Source organism: Limnohabitans planktonicus II-D5, assembly GCF_001270065.2.
In the GTDB taxonomy this organism is placed as follows: domain Bacteria; phylum Pseudomonadota; class Gammaproteobacteria; order Burkholderiales; family Burkholderiaceae_C; genus Limnohabitans_A; species Limnohabitans_A planktonicus.
Genome location: NZ_LFYT02000045.1, coordinates 1 through 24,371, shown reverse-complemented (window position 1 = coordinate 24,371; position 24,371 = coordinate 1). Strand labels below are relative to the sequence as shown.

The following is a 24,371-nucleotide window of genomic DNA, read 5'->3' as shown; positions in this document are numbered from 1 at the left end:
CCCAACGTTTGCATGCAAAGCTCAAACTCGCATGGCGGGAAATGGTGGCGAATCGAGCAGATGTCGGACTCTGCGAGTGCCGACCTACAAGGCACAGCGCCTGCGTAGGTCGGTGGTCGAAGACCCCGACGTTTGCATGCAAAGCTCAAACTCGCATGGCGGGCAATGGTGGTGGATCGAGCAGATGTCGGACTCTGCGAGTGCCGACCTACAAGGCACAGCGCCTGCGCAGGTCGGCGGTCGAAGACCCCGACGTTTGCATGCAAAGCTCAAACTCGCATGGCGGGCGATGGTGGTGGATCGAGCAGATGTCGGACTCTGCGAGTGCCCACCTACAAGGCACAGCGCCCCCGTAGGTCGGTGGTCAAAGACCCCGACATCACGCCTGGATCAATCCGCCGATTGTTGCAAGGCCCACATGCTGGCGTAGCGCCCTTGTTGCGCCAACAACTCGGCGTGGTTGCCGCGCTCAATGATCTGCCCGGCTTCCATCACCAAAATCTCGTGCGCATCCACCACTGTGGACAGGCGGTGGGCGATCACCAGGGTGGTCTTGTTTTGCGACACGCTGGCCAATTCAGCCTGGATGGCGCGTTCGTTGGCTGAGTCCAGCGCCGAGGTGGCTTCGTCGAAGACCAGAATCGGCGGATTCTTGAGCAAGGTGCGGGCAATGGCCACGCGCTGCTTTTCACCGCCCGACAATTTCAACCCGCGTTCGCCCACCGAAGTTTGATAACCCTTGGGCGTGGAGGCGATGAAGTCGTGGATGCGGGCCGAACGCGCAGCCCCTTCGATTTCAGATTGACTGGCACCGGGACGGCCATAGGCGATGTTGTAGGCCACGCTGTCGTTGAACAGCACCGTGTCTTGCGGCACGATGCCCAAGGCTTGGCGCACGCTCGATTGAGTGACTTGGCGGATGTCCTGCCCCGCGATGCAGATGTTGCCTTGCTGCACGTCGTAAAAGCGAAACATCAAACGCGCCAGCGTGGACTTGCCCGAACCTGAAGGGCCGACCACGGCCACCGTTTTGCCCGCCGGGATGGTGAAGCTGATGTCTTTCAGGATTGGCCTGTCGCTTTCGTAGGCAAAAGACACACGGTCAAACACCACATCGGGAGCACCCTGCAAAGCCAGCGCCTGTGCACCGGGTACATCAGCCACTTCGCGCTCGCGGTCCATGAGCACAAACATCTTGTCCAGATCGGTCAGGCTTTGTTTGATCTCGCGATACAGCACGCCCAAAAAGTTCAGCGGAATGTAGAGCTGGATCATGAAGGCGTTGATCATGACCAGATCGCCCAAAGTCATGCGCCCGGCCACCACACCTTCAGTGGCCCGCCAGAGCATGGCCACCAGGGCCAACGCGATGATGAGCTGCTGCCCGGTATTGAGCACCGACAAGGAGGTTTGCGCCTTGAGCCGCGACAGGCGCAGACGCTCCAGGCTTTCGTCATAACGACCCGCCTCAAAGCGCTCATTGCCAAAGTATTTGACGGTTTCGTAGTTCAGGAGCGAATCGATGGCGCGGGTGTGCGCGGCCGAGTCGAACTCGTTGGCTTGTTTGCGAAACTGCGTGCGCCACTCGGTCACGCGCACCGTGAAAAAGATGTACAGCGCCAAAGCCAGCAGCGTGATGCCTGCAAACCAGGCGTCAAACTTGACGGCCAAAATCGTCAGCACCAAAGCCACCTCGATCAGCGTGGGGATGATGCTGTAGAGCGAATACGAAATCAGCGACTCGATGCCACGCACGCCACGTTCGATGTCGCGCGTCATGCCGCCGGTCTGCCGGGCCAGGTGAAAGCGCAGGCTCAGCGCATGCAAATGCTCGAAGGTTTGCAAGGCGATGCTGCGCGATGCGCCTTGCGTGGCTTTGGCAAACACCAACTCGCGCAATTCGGTGAACGCCGAGGTCAGCAAACGCAAAGCGCCATAGCCCACCAACAAGGCCACCGGCACCACCAGCACCGCTTGCGGGTCGCCGGGCTTCAGACTCATGGCGTCCACCAGCTCCTTGAGCAGCAGGGGCACACTCACATTGGCCAGCTTGGCGCACACCATGAGGGTGAGTGCGATGACCACGCGCCATTTGTATTCCCACAAATAGGGCAAGAGGCGAGACAGGGTTTGCCAGTCTCCCCCAGCTGGGGGCGGTGTAGCCTGTCCAGCAGATTTTCCAAGGGGGGCAGCAGAAGGAGCGGTTTCGCCGTGGTGGCGCATAGGGGACAATCCAGTTCAACATTAATCACCGATTGTGCCCATGTCTGAAACCCAACGTCCTCCCACCGTGGCATTGCCCACTGACCAGGAACTGGTCATGAAGGTGATCCCCATGCCTGCCGACTGCAATGCCAACGGCGATATTTTTGGCGGCTGGGTCATGGCCCAGGTCGACTTGGCCGGTGCAGTCTTGCCTGCGCGCCTGGTGCGCGGTCGTATGGTCACTGTGGCCGTGAATGAATTCATTTTCAAACAACCGGTCAAGGTGGGCGACATCTTGTCGTTTTTTGCACGCATCGTGAAAGTGGGCCGCACCTCTGTCACCGTCAAGGTCGAGGTGTTCGCCGAGCGCATCCGCTTGCAAGGCGCATACATCAAGGTGACCGAAGCCAGCCTGACCTATGTGGCCATCGACGGCAGTGGCAACCCTTGCCCTGTCGGCTCTCAGGCCTGATCACAGCGCAGTTGACCATGAAGCCCGCAATCAAAAGCGGTAACGCAACGACACCCTGACCGTGCGCAGATCAGCCGCGAGGACATGCACACCGTCTTGAATCTCGCGTGAACCGGCCACCACCGTGCGGGCATAGCCCCCCTGCCCCAAGCTGACATCGGCAAAGGGCTGGTCCAGCCGCGTGCGGTAGGCAATGCGGGCCGAGCCAGCTGACGAGAAGTCGCCCTCACCCGCGAAATACGGGCCTTTGCGGTAGTCGATGCGCTGCACCAGCTCGGGCATCAAAAAGTTCAGATCGCTGTAGCCTTGACCATGTGCATGGCTGGGCATGTTGACCGGCACGCCATTGACCGTGGTTGCGAAGTCCGTGCCATGGTCCAGGTTCATGCCACGCAGGAAATACTGGTTGGCCTTTCCATCGCCCGAGTGTTGGGTAACGACCATGCCGGGCACCAACTCCAGCACGTCGGCCGGGCGCTGCAGGGGCTTGTGCTGGATCTCAGACGCACTCACCGCCCCCTGGCTGGCGGCATCACGGGTGCCCGAAGCGCTGTCACCCGACGCAATGATTTCAACTTCATCCTGTCCAGGTGGCGTTGCGGCCATGAGCTGCACATGCGAGCATGCGGCCCCCAAGCACATACTGATTGAGCAGATCGAAAAAAATTGCATCGTGAGTGATCCGGCCCTGTGAATGATTCAATGGTCAAAGATGTTGACAGGTCGGCAGCAACAGCGCCGACAAGTGTATTGATCCGGCCCATTGAAGTCTGCAGGGTGACTTCAATCTTGCACCTTGTGGGAGCTAGCCCTGCTGGCGATCAGATGCTGGTGGACCACAGGCTGTTCGCTTGGCTGGCAAGCTCCCACAAAATCCTCCAAACGGGCAACACACAGCTCAGACTTCATCGGGCCGAATCTATAACGCCGTCAGTGCCACCCTTTGAAAAAACCAGAAGGTTCCCAAGCCCATGGCACTCCAAGAGGCCAGCCGCAAAGCCATGGCCACAGCGCTCGCCCCCGCAAAGCGGCGCAGTGCCCAAAACACCCCCATCGCCACACCCGCAGCGGCCAACTGGCCCAGCTCAATGCCGAGGTTAAAGCCCAGCAGACTCCAGAATTTGCGCGCGCCCTGCAAGCCCAGACCCGTCAGGGCCTCGGCCATACCCAAACCATGGATCAGTGCGCAGAAAAACACCAGCCCCCAACGCCAAGCGGCAGGCACCGTTTGCCCCTGTTTCTGGCTCCAGCGGTCAAAACCGGCCATGCCGACGATGGTGATGGCAATGGCAGGCTCCACAAGGGCGGGCGAGACTTTCCAACCCCAAAGCACGCAAGCCAACAAGGTCAGGGCATGCCCCAGCGTGAAACAAGTCAGCGTCCACACCAGATGGCTCAGCCCAACACCTGCAGCCAGCACCACCAACAGAAACAGCAAATGGTCAGCCCCCGCCCATACATGGTGCGCGCCCATCATGACTTGGTCGGAGATGACGGCCCAAAAGCCTGGGAAAACCGCCATCTCGGCACGCTCGGGGCTCAGGGTCAAAAGCTGCGTATCGCCCCCACGGGTCACGGTGATTTGCAGACTTGTCTCACCCGCTTGCGTCCCGAAAAGACGCACACCGAAACGCCCCCCCTGCAAACCCGAAGACCATGCAAAGCGCCCCATCACCACCAGCTGACTGGCCGGGGCCGCAGGTGCATCGTCGGGCGGTGACAGGTTGAAAAACACGCCCTGCAAAGGGGCTGCGCCTTGCTCGCTCACCAGCTGCACGCCTGCGCGCACTTGCTCTTCAATGTCACGCCAATGGGCATGACCCTCAGCCATGGACAAACGCCCATCACCATCGTCGTCAATGCCTTGGAACGCTGAAACCGGCAAAGACAGCACCATGAAGGCGCCAGCATCCACAAAGTTCAGCGTGCCGCGCTGCGCCACCATGAGGTGGGCCTGGGCAGCCCCCGACATCAGCACCAGCCAGCCCATCCATCCCGTGAGCAGCGCCCTTTGCAAGAATCGCATGTCAGGGCCTTGGTGGTGGCATGCCACCAGCAGCGCCGCCGCCTGTGGCACCCGCTGTGACAGTGCCCTTCACGCACCGATGCACATAGGGCCACGACCCGGTCACCATGTAGTGGTAAATGCCCTTGGGAAACTCGGGCGTGACGCCCGTGCGGCCATTGCACTCATCCAAATCCCCCGAGCCCGCCACGTACTCATAGTCTTGCAAAAAAGTGCCCATGGGGAAAATGGTTGCCGATGGGCGGCCACTGTCAGGGCTTGTTTTTTTGCGCCAGCTGGAGGTGAGCACTTTCACGCCCGATTGGGCATTGCTGGCATCCACATGGCCGTAACGTGCGTACATCGGAAAACCATCACTGGCCCAGCCCACCAAGGTCATGGTCTGATTGCCTTTGCCCAATTTGTCGATGAACTTCTCCGGCATGCCGTGGTAGTGGTACACGCCCCCGGGTTGCACATGACCATTGCTGCCATCGGTACCAAAGTTGAAAGTGGTCTGACCCAAAGCCTCCATGCGCCAGGTCCCTGCATTGCCCAGCATCGTGCAAGCAGCGCCGGTCGTCGTATCCGTGGATGTGGCTGTGCTGGCGCAATTGCCGCCCGTGCCAGGCTCAAACTTGATGCCGTTCAAAGCGTAACCCGCCGTTTGGATGGCGGCTCCCGTTGTGCTGGTCACAACAGGGGTGATCGTGGCTGAGACATCGATGGTCTGCGCTTTGATCGTGAAATCCAGATCTGCCTGGATATTGAAAGGACCCACAGCATGGTCAGGCACGCCGTTGGCCTTCAAAGAGCGGGTTGTGTCGCTGCAGGACCAGTTGGCGGTACTGGTCAAATTGACCAGTGGATCGGTGTTGAGGGCGCTCCAGTTGTAGCTGCATTGCACACCTGCCGTGGTGGTGGTGCTTGTGGTGTCGGTGGTTGTGCTCGATCCGCCCCCACAGGCGGTCAAAGCGGCCAGGCAAACTGAAAGACCAGCAGCGCGGATGAACCGCTCCGAAACAATATTAACGTGCAAGTTTTTCTCCATCATCAATTTCATATTTTTCCTTTCACACACCGTTGCAAATACGGGTAACTGTCGGTGGCGAAATAGTGGTAAGTGCCTTGCGGAAACTCGGGCGTGACGCCGGTCCTGCCGTTGCATTCATCCAGATCACCCAAACCGGCCACGTATTCATAATCCTGCGCAAATGTGCCCATGGCATAAAGGCTGGTCGCGGGGCGATTGGCACCCGGTGTGGCTTTGAGGCGATAGCTGCCCTGGACCACTTTCAAAGCAGATTTGGCATCGGTGGGGGCGGTGTAGCCATAGCGCGCATAGATGGGGAAACCATCAGCGGCCCAGCCAATGAGCGTCATCGCCATGCCTTTGCCCAGCTTGTTGATGAAACCTTCGGGCATGCCGTGGTAATGGTAGGCGCCACCAGGCTGCACATGTGCATGGCTGCTGTCTACCCCAAAGTTAAAAGCGCTCTGGCCCAAGGCCTCAATGCTCCAGTTGCCTGAGTTACCGATCAATGAGCAACTGGCACCGCTGTTGTCACAGGAGCCTGCCGTGCTGGCGTCAATCTTGACACCGTTGAGAACGTGACCTGTGTCACCGCGCGGCCCGCCCAAAATAGTCACCGTGGAGGTGGCCGTGGGCGTGAGGGAAGAAGAGGCCGAAACTTTCTGCACCGCAATGGCGTTGGGGTTGTTGGCATTTGGAAAAACACCCACATCGTGGTCCGGCAAACCATTGGCCGTCAAAAACCGTTTGCCACCACTGCACGACCAATTGGCGGTGCTGGTGGCATTGACAGATGCCGAGGTGTTGAACACGTTGCTGGCATAACTGCACAGCACATCGGCAGTGCTGGTGCTGCTGCTGGTCTCTGTGTTTGTTGTTGTTGAAGTGGAACCGCCGCCACATGCGCTCAGCGCCAACAAGCTGGCCACCAGCGCGGACATTTTCATGATTTGAGGGAAAGTCATATTCACAGGTCTTGTTAACGTTGAGCCGGCATGCCACCGGCTGGCATGTGGCGTGGCTTGCAAGCCAGCGGCTTGTCAGCGGGCGCCCAGCAAGTGCCCTGCACACTGCCGTGCGGGCCATTGAAACTGCAGTCTTTACCTGACTTCAGGGTCTTGCATGCCGCCAGGGCTTCTGGGGGTGGCGGTCGTCGCGAATCGCCACCGGGCGCTGATTGCGCGTACAACATGCCGCCGCTCAAGGCCAATGACACGGACAAGACGGCATGCGCAAGAATGGATTTGTTTTGCATGGTGGACTTTCATAGTGGAAACCGCGATAGCGGCCTCCCGTCCATTGTTCAAAACAAATATGGAGCAAATATGGAGCAGATGCAGTGACCCAATACTGTGGCCACGCGCCTCAGGAGACGATGTAAGCCGCCGCCCCTGTTGACATGAGGGTGCCATCTGGCCCCATGAACTCCATGCGCGAAGAACCCACCCGTGAACCCACCCTCAGGCAGTGGGCATGGATGTCAAAGTGCTCGCCAATGCCTGGGCGCAGGTAATCCACACGCAAATCGATGGTGCCCAGCTTGGCAAAGCGCTCCAGCCGCTTGGCAGGTGCCTCATCCATGTGCTTGGCCGCCAGCGCTGCCATGACAGCCGCACTGCCCATGGCGTCGAGCACGGCGCTGATGACGCCGCCATGGATGCGGTTGTAGGCAAAGTGCCCGACCAATTCGGGCCGCATGTCGATGCGGGCCTCCACCCCTTCGGGCGTGACCTTGACCAGCTTCAAGCCCAAGGTTTTGTTGAAGACAATTTTTTCTTCGTAAATCTGGCGAAAACCTTCGATGTATTCAGGCTCAAGGACGACGGGGGTGTTGGAGCGATGGGGCATCTGCTGATTTTATAGATGACCGGGCAACGTCGGACTCTGCGAGTGCCGACCTACGGGGTCTTGTAGGTCGGTGGTCGAAGACCCCGACATCAGGCCTGTGCCAAACCCATAAATGTCGGACCTGAAGGTGCCGACCTACGGGGCGGCTGCAGGTCGGTGGTCGAAGACCCCGACACATGGTCGCAAAGAACCTGTACTTACAGCTTGGAAAAGTCGGGCTTGCGTTTTTCCATGAAGGCACCAAAGGCTTCTTTGGCTGCAGGCTCTTGCAGCATGCGGCCAAAGCTGGCGCCTTCTTCGGCCATTTTTTGCAGCACGGCCTGGGTGTCGCCCTTCATCAATCGCTTGGTCTCAATCAGTGATGACAGCGGTTTGGCCGCCAGTTTGCGGGCTTGCGCCTGGGCATAGCCATTGACTTCGGTCGGCGGCACCACGCGGTTGACCAAACCGACTTCTTGCGCAGCTTCGGCAAAGAAGGGCTCGCCCAAGAGCAAGGCTTCTGCGGCGCGGTGGTAACCGAACATGCGCGGCACCAGCAGGCTGGACGCCGCCTCGGGGCACAGGCCCAGGTTCACAAAGGGCATGGAAAACGCGGCGTTGTCACCTGCGTAGACCAAGTCGCAATGGAACAGCATGGTGGTGCCAATGCCCACTGCAGGCCCAGCCACAGCGGCCAGCAGCGGTTTTTCGAAGGTGGCGATGCCACGCAAGAAGCGGAACACGGGCGACTCTTGCGTGCTGGGCGGCTGGTTCAGAAAGTCACCAATGTCATTGCCCGCGCTGAAGATACTTTCATGCCCCTGAAACACCACCACTTTGACGGCTGCATCGGTGACCGCCTGCGCCACCGCATCGGCCATGGCCGCGTACATGGACGAGGTGATGGAATTTTTCTTGTCCAGGCGGTTGAAGGTGATGGTCATCACCCCCGCGTCGGTGTGGGTCAGGATGTCAGACATGAAGGTCCTTGTGGTGGGGTCTTGCGAGGCGAGAGGGTTTACTGAACCCGAATCCAGGTTTGGGTGCGGCCCAACAAGGGCGAACCGATGAAACCACGGACTTCAAGTTTTTTGCCGCCGTCGATCGGGGTCAAACGCAGGCTGTAGTTCTTGCCGTTCTCGGGATCAAGGATTTTCCCACCTTCCCACACCGCCTTGCCGTCACTTTGTTGACCGCCCCGGATGATCTCCAGGCCGATCTTGGGCTTGCCTTTGCGGTCATCGGTGCACAGATTGCAGTTGGGGTCGGTGTTGGGGTTGTTTTGCAGTCCTTTTTCGACCACCCCCGACAAGTCCCCTGCCGCATTCTGGGAGATGCGGATTTCAGCCTTGGCTTGCTTGGTTTCGTCGTCGATGCTGCGCCACAAGCCCACCGGGCTCATCTGGGCATGTGCGGCCAGGGTCAGCAGGCCCAAACTCAAGGTCAATGCGGTTTTGATCATGTTGTTCTTCCTTGTTCAACTGTCGAAGTTACGGTGAGCTCAATCATGCCAGCGCGGCGTCAGTGTCCATCAACACATCGCTGCCTGCACGGATGCGGCGCATCAGGCTCGAAGTCTCGGGCATCAGGCGGGTGAAGTAAAAACGCGCGGTCTGGAGTTTGGCCTGGTAGAACGGGTCCGGGCGCTGGGCTTCTTCTTCGGCCTCGGCCAATTTGGCCAGCGCGATCTGCGCAGAGCGGGCCCAGAAGTAACCCAACACCAGGTGGCCCACCACGCGCAGGTAGTCCACAGCAGCAGCACCCACTTCGTCGGCGTTGCTCATGGCTTTCATGCCCACTTCGCCTGTGAGCTGCGTGAGCTTTTGGCCCAGATCGGCCAGCGGCTTGATGAACTCGCCCATGGCTTCGTTGGCCATTTCGGCCTTGACCAATTGCTCGACCAGTTTGCCGAATTTCTTGAGTGTGGCGCCTTGGTTGCCCAGCACTTTGCGGCCCAGCAAATCAAGCGACTGGATGGTGTTGGTGCCTTCGTAGATCATGTTGATGCGGGCATCGCGCACGAACTGCTCCATGCCCCACTCCTTGATGTAGCCGTGGCCGCCAAACACCTGCTGGCAGGCGGATGTGGCTTCCCAAGCGTTGTCGGTGGTGAAGGCTTTCACGATGGGCGTGAGCAAGGCCACGACTTCGGCGGCTTCAGCACGCACAGCTTCGTCGGGGTGGTTGATCTCTTTGTCCAGCAGCAAGGCGCAGTAGCAGGCCAGGGCACGGCCACCTTCGGCATAGGCCTTGGCGGTCATGAGCATGCGGCGCACATCGGGGTGCACGATGATCGGGTCGGCGGGTTTTCCGGGCGCTTTGACGCCGGTGAGCGAGCGCATTTGCACACGGTCTTTGGCATAGGCCAGCGCATTTTGGTAGGCCACTTCGGTCAGGCCCAGCGACTGGTTGCCCACGCCCAAACGGGCGGCGTTCATCATCACGAACATCGCAGCCAGGCCCTTGTGGGGCTGACCCACCAGAGTGCCCACAGCTTCGTCCAAAACCATCTGGCAAGTGGAGTTGCCGTGGATGCCCATTTTGTGCTCCAGGCCACCGCAATAAATGCCGTTGCGCTCGCCCATGCTGCCATCGGCGGCCACGTTGAACTTGGGCACGATGAAGAGGCTGATGCCTTTGCTGCCGGGAGGCGCATCGGGCAAACGGGCCAAGACCAGGTGCACGATGTTGGGGGCCAGGTTGTGTTCGCCCGCGCTGATGAAAATCTTTTGGCCGCTCAACTTGTAAGTGCCGTCGGCCTGAGGCTCGGCCTTGGTGCGCAACATGCCCAGATCGGTGCCGCAATGCGGCTCGGTCAGGCACATGGTGCCGGTCCACTCGCCGCTGGTCAGCTTGGGCAAGTACAGGGCTTTTTGCTCGGGCGTGCCGTGCGCGTGCAGGCACTCGTAGGCACCGTGACTCAAACCGGGGTACATGGTCCAGGCTTGGTTGGACGAGTTGAGCATTTCATAAAAACACTGGTTCACCACAAAAGGCAAGCCCTGACCACCGTACTCGGGGTCGCAGCTCAGCGATGGCCATCCACCGGCCACGTACTGCGCATAGGCTTCTTTGAAACCATCGGGGGCTTTGACCTCGTGTGTGTCGCGATTGAGTTGGCAGCCTTGGGCATCGCCTGAGATGTTGATGGGGAACACGACTTCGGCCGCGAATTTGCCGCCTTCTTCGAGCACCGCGTTGATGGTGTCTGCATCGGTGTCGGCGTGCTTGGGCAGGGCCTTGAGTTCAGCACTGACGTTGAGCAATTCGTGCAAGACAAACTGCATGTCGCGAAGGGGTGGGGTGTAAATGGGCATGGGACAGACTCCTGAAAAAACAACAAAAAAGTACGCGAAGCTTCAGCGGCGCGCTTTGGCCGTGGGGACAACAGCTTTCGCAGGGGCTTGCGCATGGCGCGCCAGAATGTGGGAAAAGCCTTGCCGGGCGCGCTCTGCAGCACCAGGGTTGCGTAAAAAGCGCGCCTCGTAGTGCAGCGCCAAAATCAGGCCATGGATTTCGAAAGCGATCTGATAGGCATCGGAGTCACGGCTCAATTGTCCTTCAGCCTGAGCCAGCTCGACCGCCCGGCGTAAAGCGGTTTGCCAAGTCGACACCGTTGAGGCCAAGGCATCACGCACGGGGCCCGTGCGGTCATCAAACTCCACCGCACCACTGATGTAAATGCAGCCCGAATCAATTTCTGCCGACGTTTGCACCATCCAGTTGTCAAACATCGCCTGCAAGCGTGGCACGCCACGGGGCTTTTGCATGGCCGCATAAAACACTTCGGCCTCAAAGCGCGTGTGGTATTCGCGTATCACGGATATTTGCAACTCTTCGCGTGAGCCAAAGTGCGCAAACACACCGGACTTGCTCATGCCGGTGACTTCAGCCAGAGCGCCGATGGACAGACCTTCCAGGCCAATTTGAGAAGCCAGGCCCAAGGCAGCGTCGATGATCACGCTTTTGGTTTGCTGTCCTTTGATCAAGACACGCCGCCCCATTTCAGGCATGGGCAGGGTTTCAACTTTGGAAGTGGTTTTGCGGGAAGCCATGGCAATAAAAATAGAACGGTCGTGCTATTTTGCACCAAATCTTCGCCATTCCCACGAATCCTTGCCGGAATCAGGGTAAATCGGTAGAAAACCCAAGACGTCGGGGCTGAAGCCACCGACCTACAAGACCCTTGTAGGTCGGTGGCTTCAGCCCCGACATGGCTTCTTCGATGACTGCGGTTCAGGCCTTGAAAGCCACCACTTTCTGGGTTTGCTCGCCCAGACCGTCGATGCCCAAGCGCATCACATCACCGCGCTTCAAGAACACTGGGGCAGGCTTGCCGTCTACCTTGACACCCATGCCCACACCGGGTGGTGTGCCTGTGGTGATGATGTCGCCAGGCTCCAGGGTCATGAACTGGCTCACGTAGCTGACCAGCTTGGCCACGCCAAAAATCATGGTCTTGGTGTTGCCGGTTTGAAAACGCACGCCGTTCACGTCCAGCCACATGCCCAGGGCTTGTGGGTTGGGCACTTCGTCGCGGGTCACCAGCCAGGGGCCTACGGGGCCGAAGGTGTCGCAACCCTTGCCCTTGTCCCAGGTGGCACCGCGCTCGAGTTGGTATTCGCGCTCGCTCACGTCGTTGATCACGCAGTAACCGGCCACATGGTTGAGCGCGTCTTTTTGCGTGACATAACGGGTGCGGGTGCCGATGACGATGCCCAACTCGACCTCCCAGTCGGTTTTCTTGGAGCCTTTGGGCAACATGACGTCATCGTCTGCGCCCTGGATACAAGAGATCGCCTTGGTGAACACGATGGGTTCTTTGGGAATGGGCATGCCCGACTCGGCCGCGTGGTCGGCGTAGTTCAGACCAATGGCGATGAACTTGCTGGTGTACGAGATGGGTGTGCCGAAACGCTTTTTGCCGCGCACAAGAGGCAGCTTGTCGGTCTTGACCTTGGCCAGTTTGGCCAAGGCCTTGTCGTTCAAAAGATCAGGGGCGATGTCCTTGACCACGCCACTGAGGTCGCGCAAACGGCCATCGGCGTCAATCAGGCCTGGTTTTTCTTTGCCGGGTTGGCCATAGCGAACGAGTTTCATAAAACCTCTCTGTGTGAAAAAAATCAATAGGTGGAACGACCACCGGACAGATCAAAGACCGCGCCGGTGGAAAAGGAACACTCTTCGGTGCTGAGCCAAGTCACCATGGCGGCGACTTCTTCGGGTTGGCCAAATCGGGCCATCGGGATTTTAGAGAGCATGAACTGGATGTGCTCGGGCGTCATTTGATCAAAGATCGCCGTCTTCACAGCCGCCGGGGTGACACAGTTCACGCGCACACCCGTGTCGGCCAGCTCTTTGCCCAGCGATTTGGTCAGAGCAATCACCGCCGCTTTGCTCGCACTGTATGCGCTGGCGTTGGGGTTGCCGTCCTTGCCCGCGACCGAGGCGATGTTGACGATGCGCCCGTAATTGCGCGCCTTCATGTGGGCGCTGAGTTCGCGGCAGCAATGGAACAGACCGTGCACGTTCACATCGAACACCTGCTTCCAGGCGTCGACCGGGTAATCCCACACTTTGACGTTGGGGCCCGTGATGCCCGCGCTGTTGACCAGCACATCCACCCCCGCCAAGGCCGTGGTTTGCGCGGTGGCCTGCACCACCGAAGCGTGGTCGGCCACATCGACCTGCACGGTGTTGACCACCGAGCCCAACTGGCCTTGGCGCAGTTGCTCGGCGGCTTGGGCCATGCCTGCGGCATCGCGGTCCCAGATCGTGACGCGTGCGCCCGAGGCCAGCATGCGCTGCGCAATGGCAAAACCCAGGCCAGTGGCCGCACCGGTGATGACCGCGTGGCGGCCTTTCATGTCGAGCAAATTCATACGGTCTTTCTAAGGTTCAGGCCCAGCAAGCCTGAATGAATGACAAAGTCGCTGGATGTCTTTTTGCAGAAGCTTGCCCTGTTGGCGATAAAGCTCTTGCGAACCGCAAGAAATCGCTTGCAGGGCCAGCTCCTACAAAGGTGATTTCCTGCAAGGTCCTCAAATGGTCATGCCACCGTCCACCATGTAGGCATTGCCCGTGGCGAAGATGGATTCGTCGGAAGCGAGGAAAGTGACGATGGGCGCGATCTCGGCCGCTTGCGCCAAACGCCCCATGGGCTGGCGGTTGATGAAGTCTTGCCTGGCCTGCACCGGGTCGGCATAGCTGTTGATGCGGTCTTGCAGAGAAGGCGTGTCCACGGTGCCGGGGCAAATGGCATTGCAGCGGATGCCCTGTCGCACATAGTCAGCCGCCACGCTTTTGGTCAGGCCAATCACCGCCGCCTTGCTGGTGCCGTAAATGAAGCGGTTGGGCAAGCCGCGCACGCTGGAGCACACGCTGGCCATGTTGATGATGCTGCCGCCGCGACCGGTTTGTGCAAACTGCGCCACCATTTTGGGAATGACCGCCTGGATCATCCAGAACTGCGAACGCACATTCAAATTGAAGGCGAAATCCCAATCCTCGTCGGTGGCCAATTCAATGCTGCCGTTGTGCACAAAGCCAGCGCAGTTGAAGACGATGTCGATGCGAGGCAAGCTGGCCACTTGCGCGGCAATGGCTGCTTTGTCCAGTACATTGAGCACGGCGGTGTGCACATTGGCCACGCCCTCGTAGCTCTTGAGCAATTCGGCGTTCACATCGGTGGCGTACACGGTGGCACCTTCAGCCGCCATGGCCAGCGCCGCAGCTTGGCCAATGCCTTGGCCAGCAGCGGTGACCAGCGCGATTTTTCCTTTGAGTCTCATGGTGCTTTGATCTCCAGTTGCGTGGTTTGTCTTGCGGTGATGGCAGCCCAGTCCCAGGCAATGCCCAGGCCGGGGGCGTCAGGTGGGATGGCATAGCCGTCCTGCACCTTCATGCGCGAAGTGGTGATGTCGTCAAGCTGCGGGATGTATTCCACCCATGTGGCGTTGGGCACAGCTGCGCACAGGCTCACATGCAACTCCATCAAAAAGTGCGGGCACACCGCCACGTCAAAGGTTTCGGCCAGGTGCGCGGTTTTGATCCAGGGCGTGATGCCGCCAATGCGCGCCACATCGGGCTGCACGATGGAACATGCGCCCTGCTCCAAATACTCACGGAACTGCATCGGGTGGTACATGGACTCGCCCACCGCCACGGGAATCGTGGTGTGCTCACGCAACTGGCGGTGGCCAGACACATCTTCGGCAGGCAGGGGCTCTTCCATCCACGCCAAGCCCAGCCCGTCAAAAGCCCGCGCCCGGCGCACGGCCTCGGCGCGGTTGAAGCCTTGGTTCGCATCGGTCATCAAGTCAAAGCCCGGGCCCACCGCATCGCGCACGGCAGAAAGGCGCGCCACGTCTTCGCTCACATGGGGTCTGCCGATCTTGATCTTCGCGCCTTTGAAGCCTTGGGCTTGGGCCTCAAGCGTCTGGTCCACCAGCGCCTCGGGCGACAAATGCAGCCAGCCGCCTTCGGTGGTGTAGAGCGGCACACGCGCTTGCGCACCGCCCAGCAACTGCCACAGCGGCAGGCCCTGGCTTTGGGCACGCCAGTCCCACAAAGCCGTGTCCACACAGGCCAGCGCCAGGCTGGTCATGGCCCCGACAGCGGTGGCATGGGTGTGAAAAAACAAATCCTTCCAAATCGCCTCGACCATGACCGGATCGCGGCCGATCAGGCGCGGTGCCAGGTGGTCCTTGAGCAATGCGATGACCGAAGAGCCGCCCGTGCCGATGGTGTAGGCATAACCCGTAGCGTTCAGGCCATCGCTGCAGTGCAGCGTGAGCAAAATCGTTTCTTGCGTCACAAAGGACTGGATGGCGTCGGTGCGCAAAACCTTGGGCGGCAAGTTCACTTGCCGAAGGCTCACGCGGTCAATGGTGACGGAGGTCATATGGGGCGAACGCGCTGGGCAAAACGGTCAATGGGAATAGAAGAAGGAATAAGAAGGGAACGAATAAGAAGGTCGCATCGCATGCGGGACTCAGCCCCGACGGCACGTCATTTTTGCAAGACATACCCTACGGGTTTGTGCGGAGTTGCGTGGCTGATTCAGCATGTGATGATTGTGCAATTGGTCTGACCACTTGTCCAATTCACGTTATCCCTGATACCTTTATGCCCTTGCAAACTGTCGCTCCCCATCGACTTTACCGCCAGATTGCCGAGCAGCTTCGGCAACTGATGGCGTCGGGTGAATTTGCACCGGGATCACGCTTGCCAGCCGAGCGCGATCTGGCGCTGCAGTTGGGCGTGAGCCGCCCTTCTGTGCGCGAAGCGCTGATTGCACTGGAAGTGGAAGGCATGATCGAAGTGCGAACAGGCTCGGGCATTTATGTGAAACACGCCGTGCCTAGCACCGGGCTGCGCATGGCCGTGCTGAGTGCAGAACTCGAAGCAGACACCCCGGCCAACTGGGGTCCGCTGGAGGTGATGAGTGCCCGCATTTTGGTAGAGGCCGAGGTGGCCGCGTTGGCCGCTGCAAACGCCCAAAAATCACACATCAAAGCCATTCAGACCGGACTGAAACAAATGCAGCGCGAAGCTGCGCGCGACGAAGTGCCCCGCCAAGGCGACGAAGCCTTTCACCAGGCCATCGCACAGGCTTGCGGCAACAGTGTCTTGCTCGACACGGTGCAGCGCTACTGGCAAGCGCGCAATGGCCCCTTGTTTGAACGTTTGGGCGACTACTTTGAACGTCCTGAGTCTTGGCAAGCCGCCATTGCCGAACACCAGGCGGTGATGCGCGCCATCGAAGTGCACGACAGCAGCGCCGCGCGCAAGGCCATGCAAAAACACCTGAAACAAGCCCATAAAAGATACAGCGCGAGCTGGCGCCGCGCACCCGCCCGTTAGGGTGGTTTTTCTGTTCCCGCGTCAGCAAACTTCAAACCCCAACGAGGAGACAACGATGAGCAAACGATTCACCCTGAAAACTCTGGCCGCCGTCGGCGCAATGGCCATGGGCACGCTGCTGGTCAGCACCGGCGCCCTGGCCCAGCAAAAACTGAAATGGGCCCACGTCTACGAGACCTCCGAGCCCTTCCACACCGAGTCGGTGTGGGCCGCCGAAGAAATCAAAAAACGCAGCAACGGCAAGTTCGACATCCAGGTCTTTCCGGCCTCCACATTGGGCAAGGAAACCGACATCAACCAGGGCCTGACCCTGGGCACAGTGGACATGATCATCAGCGGCCCCTCATTTGCAGCCCGCACTTACCCCCGTTTTGGCATTGCCTATTACCCCTTCATCTTCCGCGACGGCGACCACCTGATTGCCTACTCCAAGAGCCCCGTGTTCCAGGAAATGGTCAAGGAGTTCCGCGAGAAGACAGGCATCCAGGTGACGGCTTACACCTACTACGGTGCGCGCCACACCACGGCCCAAAAAGCCTTCACCAACTGCGCGGGCATGAAGGGCATCAAGATCCGTGTGCCCGATGTGCCGGCCTACCGCGCCACACCTGAAGCTTGCGGTGCCAACCCCACGCCCATTGCTTTTGCCGAGGTGTATCTGGCCCTGCAAAACGGCACCGTTGAAGCCCAAGAGAACCCCTTGACCACGATCGAAGCCAAGAAGTTCTTTGAAGTGCAAAAGGCCATCATGCTCACAGGCCACATCGTCGACGGCCTGACCACCCAGATTGCCCCGCATGTCTGGAACAAGCTGAGCGATGCCGAAAAGAAAATCTTCACCGATGTGACCCAGGAAGCCGCTGTGCGCGCATCGGCCAAAGTCAAGACACGCGAAGCCGAGTTGGTGGACGAGTTCAAGAAAAAAGGCCTGCAAGTGGTGCAGGTGGACCGCAAGTCTTTCCAGGATGCTGTCCTGAAAAACAAGCCCCTGACCGGCATGGGCTTCACACAGTCTGACTTCGACAAGATCCAGGCGGCCAAGTAAGGCGCTCACGCGTCAGGTGATGTGCTGATCGCACAAGCCTGATGCTTTGGCTAACCCCTACAGACCGAACTCACCGAGTTCGGTCTGTACATCCGGCCAATTTTTAGCTCCCAAGGACACCCAATGAGCAATCTCCCCGACCTCGACGCCATGCCCAAAGTCATGGGCGACGATGGCCAATTTCACGCGACCGATGACGAGGTCGATTTGTCGGGCACACCCATCGAAGCCTGGGTGGCCCTGGCCTTCTTCTGGGCCTTGGGCCTGACGGTTTTTTACCAATTTTTCACGCGCTATGTGCTAAACAACTCGGCCTCTTGGACCGAAGAAATTGCGCGCTATTTGCTCATTGCCACCGTCTTCACGGGGGCCACGATCGGTGTGGCCAAAAACAACCACATCCAGGTGGATTTTTTCTTTCGCTTCATGCCCAACTGGATGGGTCGCGCCATGGGCACGGTGGTCGATGTGGTGCGCATCGCCTTCTTTGCGGCCGCCACCTTCCTCACCGGCCAGATGATGGAAAAACTGGGCAGCTACAAGATGACCATCATCGACTTGCCCATGAACCTGGTTTATGGCGTGGTGATGGCCGGTTTTGCCGCCATGTGCTTGCGCTCCATTTGGGTTGCCAAGGTGCATTGGCAACGCGGCTACACCGTGCTGCAACGCCCCGAATCCGAAATGACCGATCGCTGAAATCGCTCCTCCTGAAAGTTTTCCCATGTTGAAAATCATTTTTCTCTTTCTCATGAGTGGCGGTATCCCGGTGGCCATTGCCATGGCGGGCGCGTCTTTGATTTACATCTTGTTCACCCAAAGCTCGCCGCCCTTTGTGGTCATCCACCGCATGGTCTCGGGCATTGACAGCTTCCCCTTGTTGGCCGTGCCCTTCTTCATTCTGGCGGGCAACCTGATGAACAACGCGGGCATCACCAACCGCATCTACAACTACGCACTGGCCTTGGTGGGCTGGCTCAAAGGCGGTTTGGGTCACGTCAACGTGGTGGGCTCGGTGGTGTTTGCGGGCATGAGCGGCACGGCCATTGCCGACGCGGCAGGCTTGGGCACCATCGAGATCAAGGCCATGAAAGACCATGGCTACAGCACCGAATTTGCCGTGGGCGTCACCGCCGCTTCGGCCACACTGGGCCCCATCATTCCACCCAGCTTGCCCTTTGTGATCTACGGCATGATGGCCAACGTCTCGGTGGGTGCGCTGTTCCTCGCGGGCATCTTGCCCGGCATCTTGATGGCGCTTCTGATGATGCTGACGGTGGCGTACTTCGCACACAAAAACGGCTGGGGTGCCGACGTCAAATTCGAATGGCCCAAGGTCATCAAGGCCTTGGCAGAAACTGCTGTGGTGGTGGGCTGGCCCTTGGCCATTTGGTGGCTGGTCGCGACCATGGGCACACCCCCTCAACTCACGGTGTTGGTGGCCCTGATTGTTTTGTTCGCCGCCGACAAGTTCTTCAACTTTCAGGCCGTGTTGCCCATCATGACCCCCGTGATCCTGATTGGCGGCATGACCACTGGCGTGTTCACCCCCACCGAAGGCGCGATTGCGGCTTGTGTCTGGGCGATTGCACTGGGCTTCTTTTGGTACCGCACGCTCAACTTCAAGATGTTCGTGAAGATCTGCCTGGACACGGTGGAAACCACTGCCACCGTGTTGTTCATCGTGGCCGCTGCCAGCATTTTTGGCTGGATGCTGACTGCCACAGGCGTGACCACCGCCATCTCTGCTTGGGTATTGGGCTTCACCCAAGAGCCTTGGGTGTTCTTGCTGCTGGCCAATGCACTCATGTTGTTTGTCGGCTGCTTCCTGGAGCCCACCGCCGCCATCACCATCTTGGTGCCCATCCTGGTGCCGATTTGCCAGCAACTGGGCATAGACCTGGTGCACTTCGGTTTGATCATGGTGCTCAACCTCATGATCGGTTTGCTGCACCCGCCCATGGGCATGGTGCTGTTCGTGCTGGCCCGCGTGGCCAAGCTCAGTGTGGAGCGCACCACCATGGCCATCTTGCCCTGGCTGTTCCCCTTGCTGGGCAGCCTGGCGGTCATCACCTACATGCCCAGCCTGGTTCTGTGGTTGCCCAAGCAATTTTATTGATCCCTCGGGGCTGATGTCCGGCCCCGTTTTTGAACGACGCTCAACATGTCCAATCTCTTCATCCGCCTGCACCCGTCTGACGACGTGGTCATCGCCCGCACCCAACTCATGAGCGGCAGCAACGTAGACGGCATAGCCGTGCGCGGCCTGATTCCGCCGGGCCACAAAATCGCCACACGCGCCATTGCCGTGGGCGATCCGGTGCGCCGTTACAACCAGATCATTGGCTTTGCACACCAGCCCATTGCGCCGGGCGAGCATGTGCACACGCACAACCTGAACATGGGTGCCGAAAAAGGCAACTTCGAGCGCGACTACGCCATTGGCCAAGACGTCAAGCCCGAACCCGCACGCAAACAGGCGACCTTCATGGGCTACAAGCGCGCAGATGGCCGCGTGGCGACCCGCAACTACATCGGCGTGCTCTCCAGCGTGAACTGCTCGGCCACCGCCGCTCGCGCCATTGCTGACCATTTTTCCAAACGCAGCAACCCCGCGGCGCTGGCCAACTTTCCGAACGTAGATGGCGTGGTGGCGCTCACCCACGGCACCGGTTGCGGCATGGACACCGAAGGCATGGGAATGCAGTTGCTCGAGCGCACGCTGGCCGGTTATGCCACACACGCCAACTTCTGGGGCGTGGTTGTGGTGGGTCTGGGATGCGAGTCCAACCAACTGGGCACTTGGCTGGCACACAGCAGCCTGCGCGTGGGCGAGACGCTCAAGGTCTTCAACATCCAGGACTCAGGCGGCACGCGCCTCACGGTCGAAAAAGGCATTGCCTTGATCGAAGAGATGCTGCCCCGCGCCAACGCCACCACCCGCGAGCCCTGCAGTGCCGAGCACATCACCATCGGTCTGCAGTGCGGCGGCTCCGACGGCTATTCCGGCATCAGCGCCAACCCGGCTTTAGGTGCTGCGGTGGACTTGCTGGTGCAGCACGGCGGCACCGCGATCCTGAGCGAAACGCCCGAGATTTATGGTGCCGAGCATTTGCTCACGCGCCGCGCTGTGAAGCCTGAGGTGGCGCACAAACTGATCGAGCGCATCAAATGGTGGGAAAACTACACCGCCATCAATGGCGGCGAGATGAACAACAACCCATCGCCGGGCAACAAGGCGGGTGGCCTGACCACCATCCTTGAAAAGTCGCTGGGTGCGGTGGCCAAAGGCGGCACCAGCAACCTGCAGGCTGTGTACGAATATGCCGAACCCGTCACAGCCAAAGGCTTTGTCTACATGGACACCCCCGGGTACGACCCGGTGAGCGCCACAGGCCAAGTGGCGGGTGGGGCCAACCTGATTTGCTTTACCACTGGGCGCGGCAGCGCATATGGCTGCGCGCCGTCGCCCAGCCTCAAGTTCTCGACCAACACGGCCCTGTGGAAAAAGCAGGAAGAGGACATGGACCTGAACTGCGGCGAGATTGTGGACGGCGGCGTGAGCATCGCCGAGATGGGCCAGCGCATCTTTGAAATGATCTTGGCGGCTGCTTCGGGCGAGCCCACCAAGAGCGAACGCCACGGCTACGGGCAAAACGAATTTGTGCCATGGCAAGTCGGCGCGGTGATGTGAACCCTGTTGTGACCCGCTTCTCGACATCGGGCAGGCTGCCGGACTGTTGTAGGTCGGCACCTTCAGGTCCGACATTTGTCCGCCTCGGCACAGGCCTCATGTCGGGGCTGAAGCCACCGACATGCCCAAACAATCGGTGCAAACCGTTCTGATGATTTTTTGACAGACGATAAGACCTTTATGAGCCACACCATTTCTGCCAACGACCTGCGTTCCAAAGTCGCCAGCATCATCGAGCAAGCGGGCAGCGCCCCCACCGAGGCCGCGCAGGTGGCCGACAACTTGGTCATGGCCAACCTGAGCGGGCACGACTCGCACGGCGTGGGCATGGTGCCGCGCTATGTCGATGCCGTGCTCGAAGGTGGCCTGTCGCCCAACACGGGCGTCAAGGTCCTGCTGGACACCGGGCCACTTTTGAACCTGGACGGCCAGCGCGGCTACGGCCAAATCACGGGCGTGCAAGCCATGCAGATGGGCATTGAACGCGCCAAGCAGCACGGCGTGTGCACCGTTGCGCTGAGCCGCTCGCACCACCTGGGCCGCATCGGCCACTTTGCCGAAATGGCCGTGGCACAGGGTCTGGTGTCGGTGCATTTTGTGAACGTGCTCTCACGCCCCGTGGTCGCACCCTTTGGCGGTGGCGACGGCCGCTTTGGCACCAACCCCTGCTGCATCGGCGTGCCCATGGGCAGCCGTGCCCCCTTTGTGCTGGACTTTGCCACCAGCCGCGTGGCCCAAGGCAAGATGCGCGTGGCCCACAACAAGGGCGAACAGGTCCCACCCGGTTATTTGATCGACGAACACGGCCACCCCACCACCGACCCCGGCGTGGTGGTGGTGCCCCAGTCCAACGGATTGTTTGGCGCACTCATGACCTTTGGCGACCACAAAGGCTTTGGCATGGCCGTGGCCTGCGAATTGCTGGGCGGTGCGCTGACCGGCGGTGGCACCTGGCACCGCGAAGCGGATAACCAACGCGCCGTGCTCAACAGCATGCTGACGATGCTGATCGACCCGGTGCGCTTGGGCACACAAGCCATGTTCGAACAAGAGTCCCTGGCTTTTGCCGACTGGCTGCGTCAAAGCCCCGATGCACCCGGCAGCGATGGTGTGCGCATGGCGGGCGAGCCCGAACGCGCTGCACGCACTGAACGGGAGCAATCGGGCATCTGGATCGACGACGCCACCTGGGCTGAGATCGAAGCGTCTGAACAGAAACTCCAAGCAAGATCCGCGACTTGAAGTTGAATCGTTTTTTTGCAGCCACCCGCCCTGCTGGCGATAAGGACACTTGCGGACTGCAGGGTTTTCGCTTGCAGGACCCGCCTGAGACCCCGTCATTGCGAGCGAAGCGCGGCAATCCAATCTCCTACAGCGATTCAATGCGGCTCCGCTCTTAGTTTTGACTCACCTTCTTTAAAAGCACATGCACCATGCCACTGTCTGCCCTTTCCCTGTCATCGCTGCCATCCAACGTAAAAGTCCCCAGCTATGACCGCACAGCCCACGCCCCCGGCGTGGTGCACTTGGGGCTGGGTGCTTTTCACCGCGCCCACCAAGCCATGGTGTTTGACCAGCTGCTGACCGGTGGCGACACGCGCTGGGGCATCCACGGCGTGGGCATGACGCGGCCCGACTTGGTGAACCAGCTGCGTGCGCAAGACGGCCTGTACGCCGTACGTGTGGCCTATGGCATGGGTGTGAAGTGGCAAGTGCCCGGAGCGCTCTGGCGTACCAGCGTCGCCACCACCGAGCGTGATGACGTGGTGCAGGCCATCGCTGCACACAGCACCCGATGGGTCACGCTCACCTTGACAGAAAAAGGCTACACGCCCGCTTTAGGCCAGCTGCTGCTCGAAGGCTTGCGCCTGCGCCAGCAAAGCGGCTTGACCGGCATCACCGTGGCCTCGTGTGACAACCTGCAAGGCAATGGCCACAAGCTGCAGGCCTTGGTCAAGGCCAACGCTACAGCGCAAGACGGCGAGCTGCTGCGCTGGCTGGACACGCAGTGCGCCTTTCCGTGCAGCATGGTCGACCGCATCGTGCCCGCTGCCACCCCCGAAGTGATGGCCGCCGCGCAAGAGGCGCTGGGCGTGCAGGACCCGTGCGCTCTGAGCACCGAAGGCTTTTGGGAATGGGTGATCGAAGACCATTTTGCCGACCCACAAGATGCCGCCCTGCTGCAAAGCGCAGGCGTGCGCGTGACCGGCGATGTGCACAGCTACGAAGAAGCCAAGCTGCGCATGCTCAACGGCAGCCACTCGGCCATGGCGCTCATGGGGGCCATCACCGGCAGGCCCTTCATTGCCAGCTGCATTAGCGAGGCACACATCCGCACCTTCGTGCACCAACTCATGAGCCAAGAAGTCGCGCCGCATCTGAGCCGCAGCGATTGGGCCGAATACCGTGATGCGCTGATCGCGCGCTTTGGCAACCCCTATTTGAAGCACAGCGTGCACCAGATCGCCACCGACAGCTCGCAAAAAATTCCGCAACGCTGGCCGCCCTCGGTGCTCGGGCAAATCGCACAAGACGCGTCGTTTGAACACCACGCGCTGGCTGCGGCCGTGTTCGTGCGCTACTCGCTGGGCGTTGACGAGCAAGGCCAAGCCTACACACTGAACGACCCACAAGCAGGCAGCCTGATGGCACTGGGCGCAGCCCAGCGCACCGAACCTGCTGCCTGCGTACGCGCCCTGCTGGCCCGTGAAGATCTGTGGGGCAGCGTCCTGTCCCAACACCCAGCCTGGATCGCCCGCGTCACGCACTGGCACCAGCAAGTTTTGCAACACGGCGTGGACGCCGCAGTCCAGCAACTGTTGAGTACAGCCGCATGACAAATGCCGCATCGCATCAAAACCCTGACACGGGTTCCCGTAGGTCGGCAGCTTCAGCTCCGACATTTGCCCGCTCCGGCAAAAGCCTCATGTCTAGGCGGAAGCCCCCGACCACCCAAACACACCGCCCCCGTAGGTCAGTAGCTTCAGCTCCGACACTTGTCCGCATCGGCGCAAGCCGCATGTCGGGGCTAAAGCCGCCGACCTACAAGATCCAGTCTGACGCCATTGCATGACACCGCAACCATTCGCGCAAACAAAGCCATGAAAATCACCGCCGCCCGCGTCATCGTCTGCAGCCCCGGCCGCAACTTCGTCACCCTCAAAATCGAAACCGACCAAGGCGTGTATGGCGTGGGCGACGCCACGCTCAACGGCCGCGAACTGG

At 60.0% G+C, this 24,371-nt stretch carries 23 protein-coding genes and 1 pseudogene; 9 read left to right on the top strand and 15 right to left on the bottom strand.

Going from position 1 to position 24,371, the window contains the following annotated elements; all coding sequences use genetic code 11:
- Positions 1-390 precede the first annotated feature (390 nt).
- Positions 391-2,223 carry an ABCB family ABC transporter ATP-binding protein/permease gene (locus H663_RS39885; RefSeq protein ID WP_053168661.1) on the bottom strand — a complete coding sequence of 611 codons (1,833 nt, stop codon included), beginning with the start codon at positions 2,221-2,223 and terminating at the stop codon, positions 391-393.
- Between the two features lie 40 nt (positions 2,224-2,263).
- Between H663_RS39885 and H663_RS39880 the strand changes: the two genes are divergently transcribed.
- Entirely contained in the window at positions 2,264-2,677 is a 414-nt protein-coding gene (locus tag H663_RS39880; protein WP_053168663.1) for an acyl-CoA thioesterase, read from the top strand.
- Positions 2,678-2,707: 30 nt separating this feature from the next.
- On the opposite strand, the gene H663_RS39875 is transcribed toward H663_RS39880, so the two are convergent.
- The 14 genes from H663_RS39875 to H663_RS39810 form a co-directional block, all read right to left on the bottom strand.
- Positions 2,708-3,283, bottom strand: coding sequence for a TonB-dependent receptor plug domain-containing protein (locus tag H663_RS39875; RefSeq protein ID WP_338067180.1), 576 nt, complete (start codon positions 3,281-3,283; stop codon positions 2,708-2,710).
- A gap of 313 nt (positions 3,284-3,596) precedes the next feature.
- Positions 3,597-4,703, bottom strand: a complete 1,107-nt coding sequence (locus H663_RS39870; protein WP_133240079.1) for a HupE/UreJ family protein — start codon at positions 4,701-4,703, stop codon at positions 3,597-3,599.
- 1 nt (position 4,704) lies between these two features.
- Positions 4,705-5,745, bottom strand: a complete 1,041-nt coding sequence (locus H663_RS39865) for a YHYH protein (RefSeq protein ID WP_205872760.1) — start codon at positions 5,743-5,745, stop codon at positions 4,705-4,707.
- Positions 5,742-6,662: a YHYH protein gene (locus H663_RS39860; protein WP_205872759.1), complete on the bottom strand. Its 921-nt coding sequence runs from the start codon at positions 6,660-6,662 to the stop codon at positions 5,742-5,744. Before H663_RS39860 ends, H663_RS39865 begins: the two co-directional genes overlap by 4 nt.
- Before the next feature lie 32 nt (positions 6,663-6,694).
- Positions 6,695-6,970 carry a hypothetical protein gene (locus tag H663_RS39855; RefSeq protein WP_053168671.1) on the bottom strand — a complete coding sequence of 92 codons (276 nt, stop codon included), beginning with the start codon at positions 6,968-6,970 and terminating at the stop codon, positions 6,695-6,697.
- 110 nt (positions 6,971-7,080) lie between these two features.
- Complete coding sequence (locus H663_RS39850; RefSeq protein ID WP_053168673.1) at positions 7,081-7,563, bottom strand: thioesterase family protein; 483 nt, start codon at positions 7,561-7,563, stop codon at positions 7,081-7,083.
- A 197-nt stretch (positions 7,564-7,760) separates the two neighbouring features.
- Positions 7,761-8,522 carry an enoyl-CoA hydratase gene (locus H663_RS39845; RefSeq protein ID WP_053168675.1) on the bottom strand — a complete coding sequence of 254 codons (762 nt, stop codon included), beginning with the start codon at positions 8,520-8,522 and terminating at the stop codon, positions 7,761-7,763.
- Between the two features lie 38 nt (positions 8,523-8,560).
- Positions 8,561-9,004: a DUF2147 domain-containing protein gene (locus H663_RS39840; RefSeq protein WP_053168677.1), complete on the bottom strand. Its 444-nt coding sequence runs from the start codon at positions 9,002-9,004 to the stop codon at positions 8,561-8,563.
- Positions 9,005-9,047: 43 nt separating this feature from the next.
- A complete protein-coding gene (locus tag H663_RS39835) occupies positions 9,048-10,859 on the bottom strand; it encodes an acyl-CoA dehydrogenase C-terminal domain-containing protein (RefSeq protein ID WP_053168679.1) in 1,812 nt (603 codons plus the stop codon).
- Positions 10,860-10,901: 42 nt separating this feature from the next.
- Positions 10,902-11,597, bottom strand: a complete 696-nt coding sequence (locus H663_RS39830) for a TetR/AcrR family transcriptional regulator (protein ID WP_053168681.1) — start codon at positions 11,595-11,597, stop codon at positions 10,902-10,904.
- 181 nt (positions 11,598-11,778) lie between these two features.
- The gene (locus tag H663_RS39825) at positions 11,779-12,642 is read right to left on the bottom strand and encodes a fumarylacetoacetate hydrolase family protein (protein ID WP_053168683.1); all 864 of its coding nucleotides are present in this window, start codon (positions 12,640-12,642) and stop codon (positions 11,779-11,781) included.
- Between the two features lie 23 nt (positions 12,643-12,665).
- The gene (locus H663_RS39820; protein ID WP_053168685.1) at positions 12,666-13,424 is read right to left on the bottom strand and encodes an SDR family NAD(P)-dependent oxidoreductase; all 759 of its coding nucleotides are present in this window, start codon (positions 13,422-13,424) and stop codon (positions 12,666-12,668) included.
- A 159-nt stretch (positions 13,425-13,583) separates the two neighbouring features.
- Positions 13,584-14,333, bottom strand: coding sequence for an SDR family oxidoreductase (locus H663_RS39815; RefSeq protein WP_053168687.1), 750 nt, complete (start codon positions 14,331-14,333; stop codon positions 13,584-13,586).
- A complete protein-coding gene (locus tag H663_RS39810) occupies positions 14,330-15,445 on the bottom strand; it encodes a mandelate racemase/muconate lactonizing enzyme family protein (protein WP_053168689.1) in 1,116 nt (371 codons plus the stop codon). The genes H663_RS39815 and H663_RS39810 overlap by 4 nt, the downstream gene beginning before the upstream one ends.
- A gap of 224 nt (positions 15,446-15,669) precedes the next feature.
- Here H663_RS39810 and H663_RS39805 point away from each other — a divergent pair, with 224 nt between their 5' ends.
- From H663_RS39805 to H663_RS39770, 8 genes and pseudogenes are all read left to right on the top strand, one after another.
- A complete protein-coding gene (locus tag H663_RS39805) occupies positions 15,670-16,407 on the top strand; it encodes a FadR/GntR family transcriptional regulator (protein WP_053168691.1) in 738 nt (245 codons plus the stop codon).
- A 55-nt stretch (positions 16,408-16,462) separates the two neighbouring features.
- Entirely contained in the window at positions 16,463-17,452 is a 990-nt protein-coding gene (locus tag H663_RS39800; protein ID WP_053168692.1) for a sialic acid TRAP transporter substrate-binding protein SiaP, read from the top strand.
- Between the two features lie 123 nt (positions 17,453-17,575).
- Positions 17,576-18,151 (top strand): TRAP transporter small permease, encoded by a 576-nt coding sequence (locus tag H663_RS39795; RefSeq protein WP_053168694.1) that lies wholly within the window; start codon positions 17,576-17,578, stop codon positions 18,149-18,151.
- 25 nt (positions 18,152-18,176) lie between these two features.
- Complete coding sequence (locus H663_RS39790) at positions 18,177-19,571, top strand: TRAP transporter large permease (protein ID WP_053168696.1); 1,395 nt, start codon at positions 18,177-18,179, stop codon at positions 19,569-19,571.
- A 45-nt stretch (positions 19,572-19,616) separates the two neighbouring features.
- On the top strand, positions 19,617-21,146 hold the full coding sequence (locus tag H663_RS39785; protein ID WP_053168698.1) for a UxaA family hydrolase: 1,530 nt from the start codon (positions 19,617-19,619) through the stop codon (positions 21,144-21,146).
- Between the two features lie 180 nt (positions 21,147-21,326).
- Positions 21,327-22,388 carry a malate/lactate/ureidoglycolate dehydrogenase gene (locus H663_RS39780; RefSeq protein ID WP_053168699.1) on the top strand — a complete coding sequence of 354 codons (1,062 nt, stop codon included), beginning with the start codon at positions 21,327-21,329 and terminating at the stop codon, positions 22,386-22,388.
- A gap of 191 nt (positions 22,389-22,579) precedes the next feature.
- A complete protein-coding gene (locus tag H663_RS39775; protein ID WP_053168701.1) occupies positions 22,580-23,983 on the top strand; it encodes a mannitol dehydrogenase family protein in 1,404 nt (467 codons plus the stop codon).
- A gap of 264 nt (positions 23,984-24,247) precedes the next feature.
- Positions 24,248-24,371 (top strand): annotated as a pseudogene (locus H663_RS39770) (bifunctional D-altronate/D-mannonate dehydratase); the annotation flags it as partial.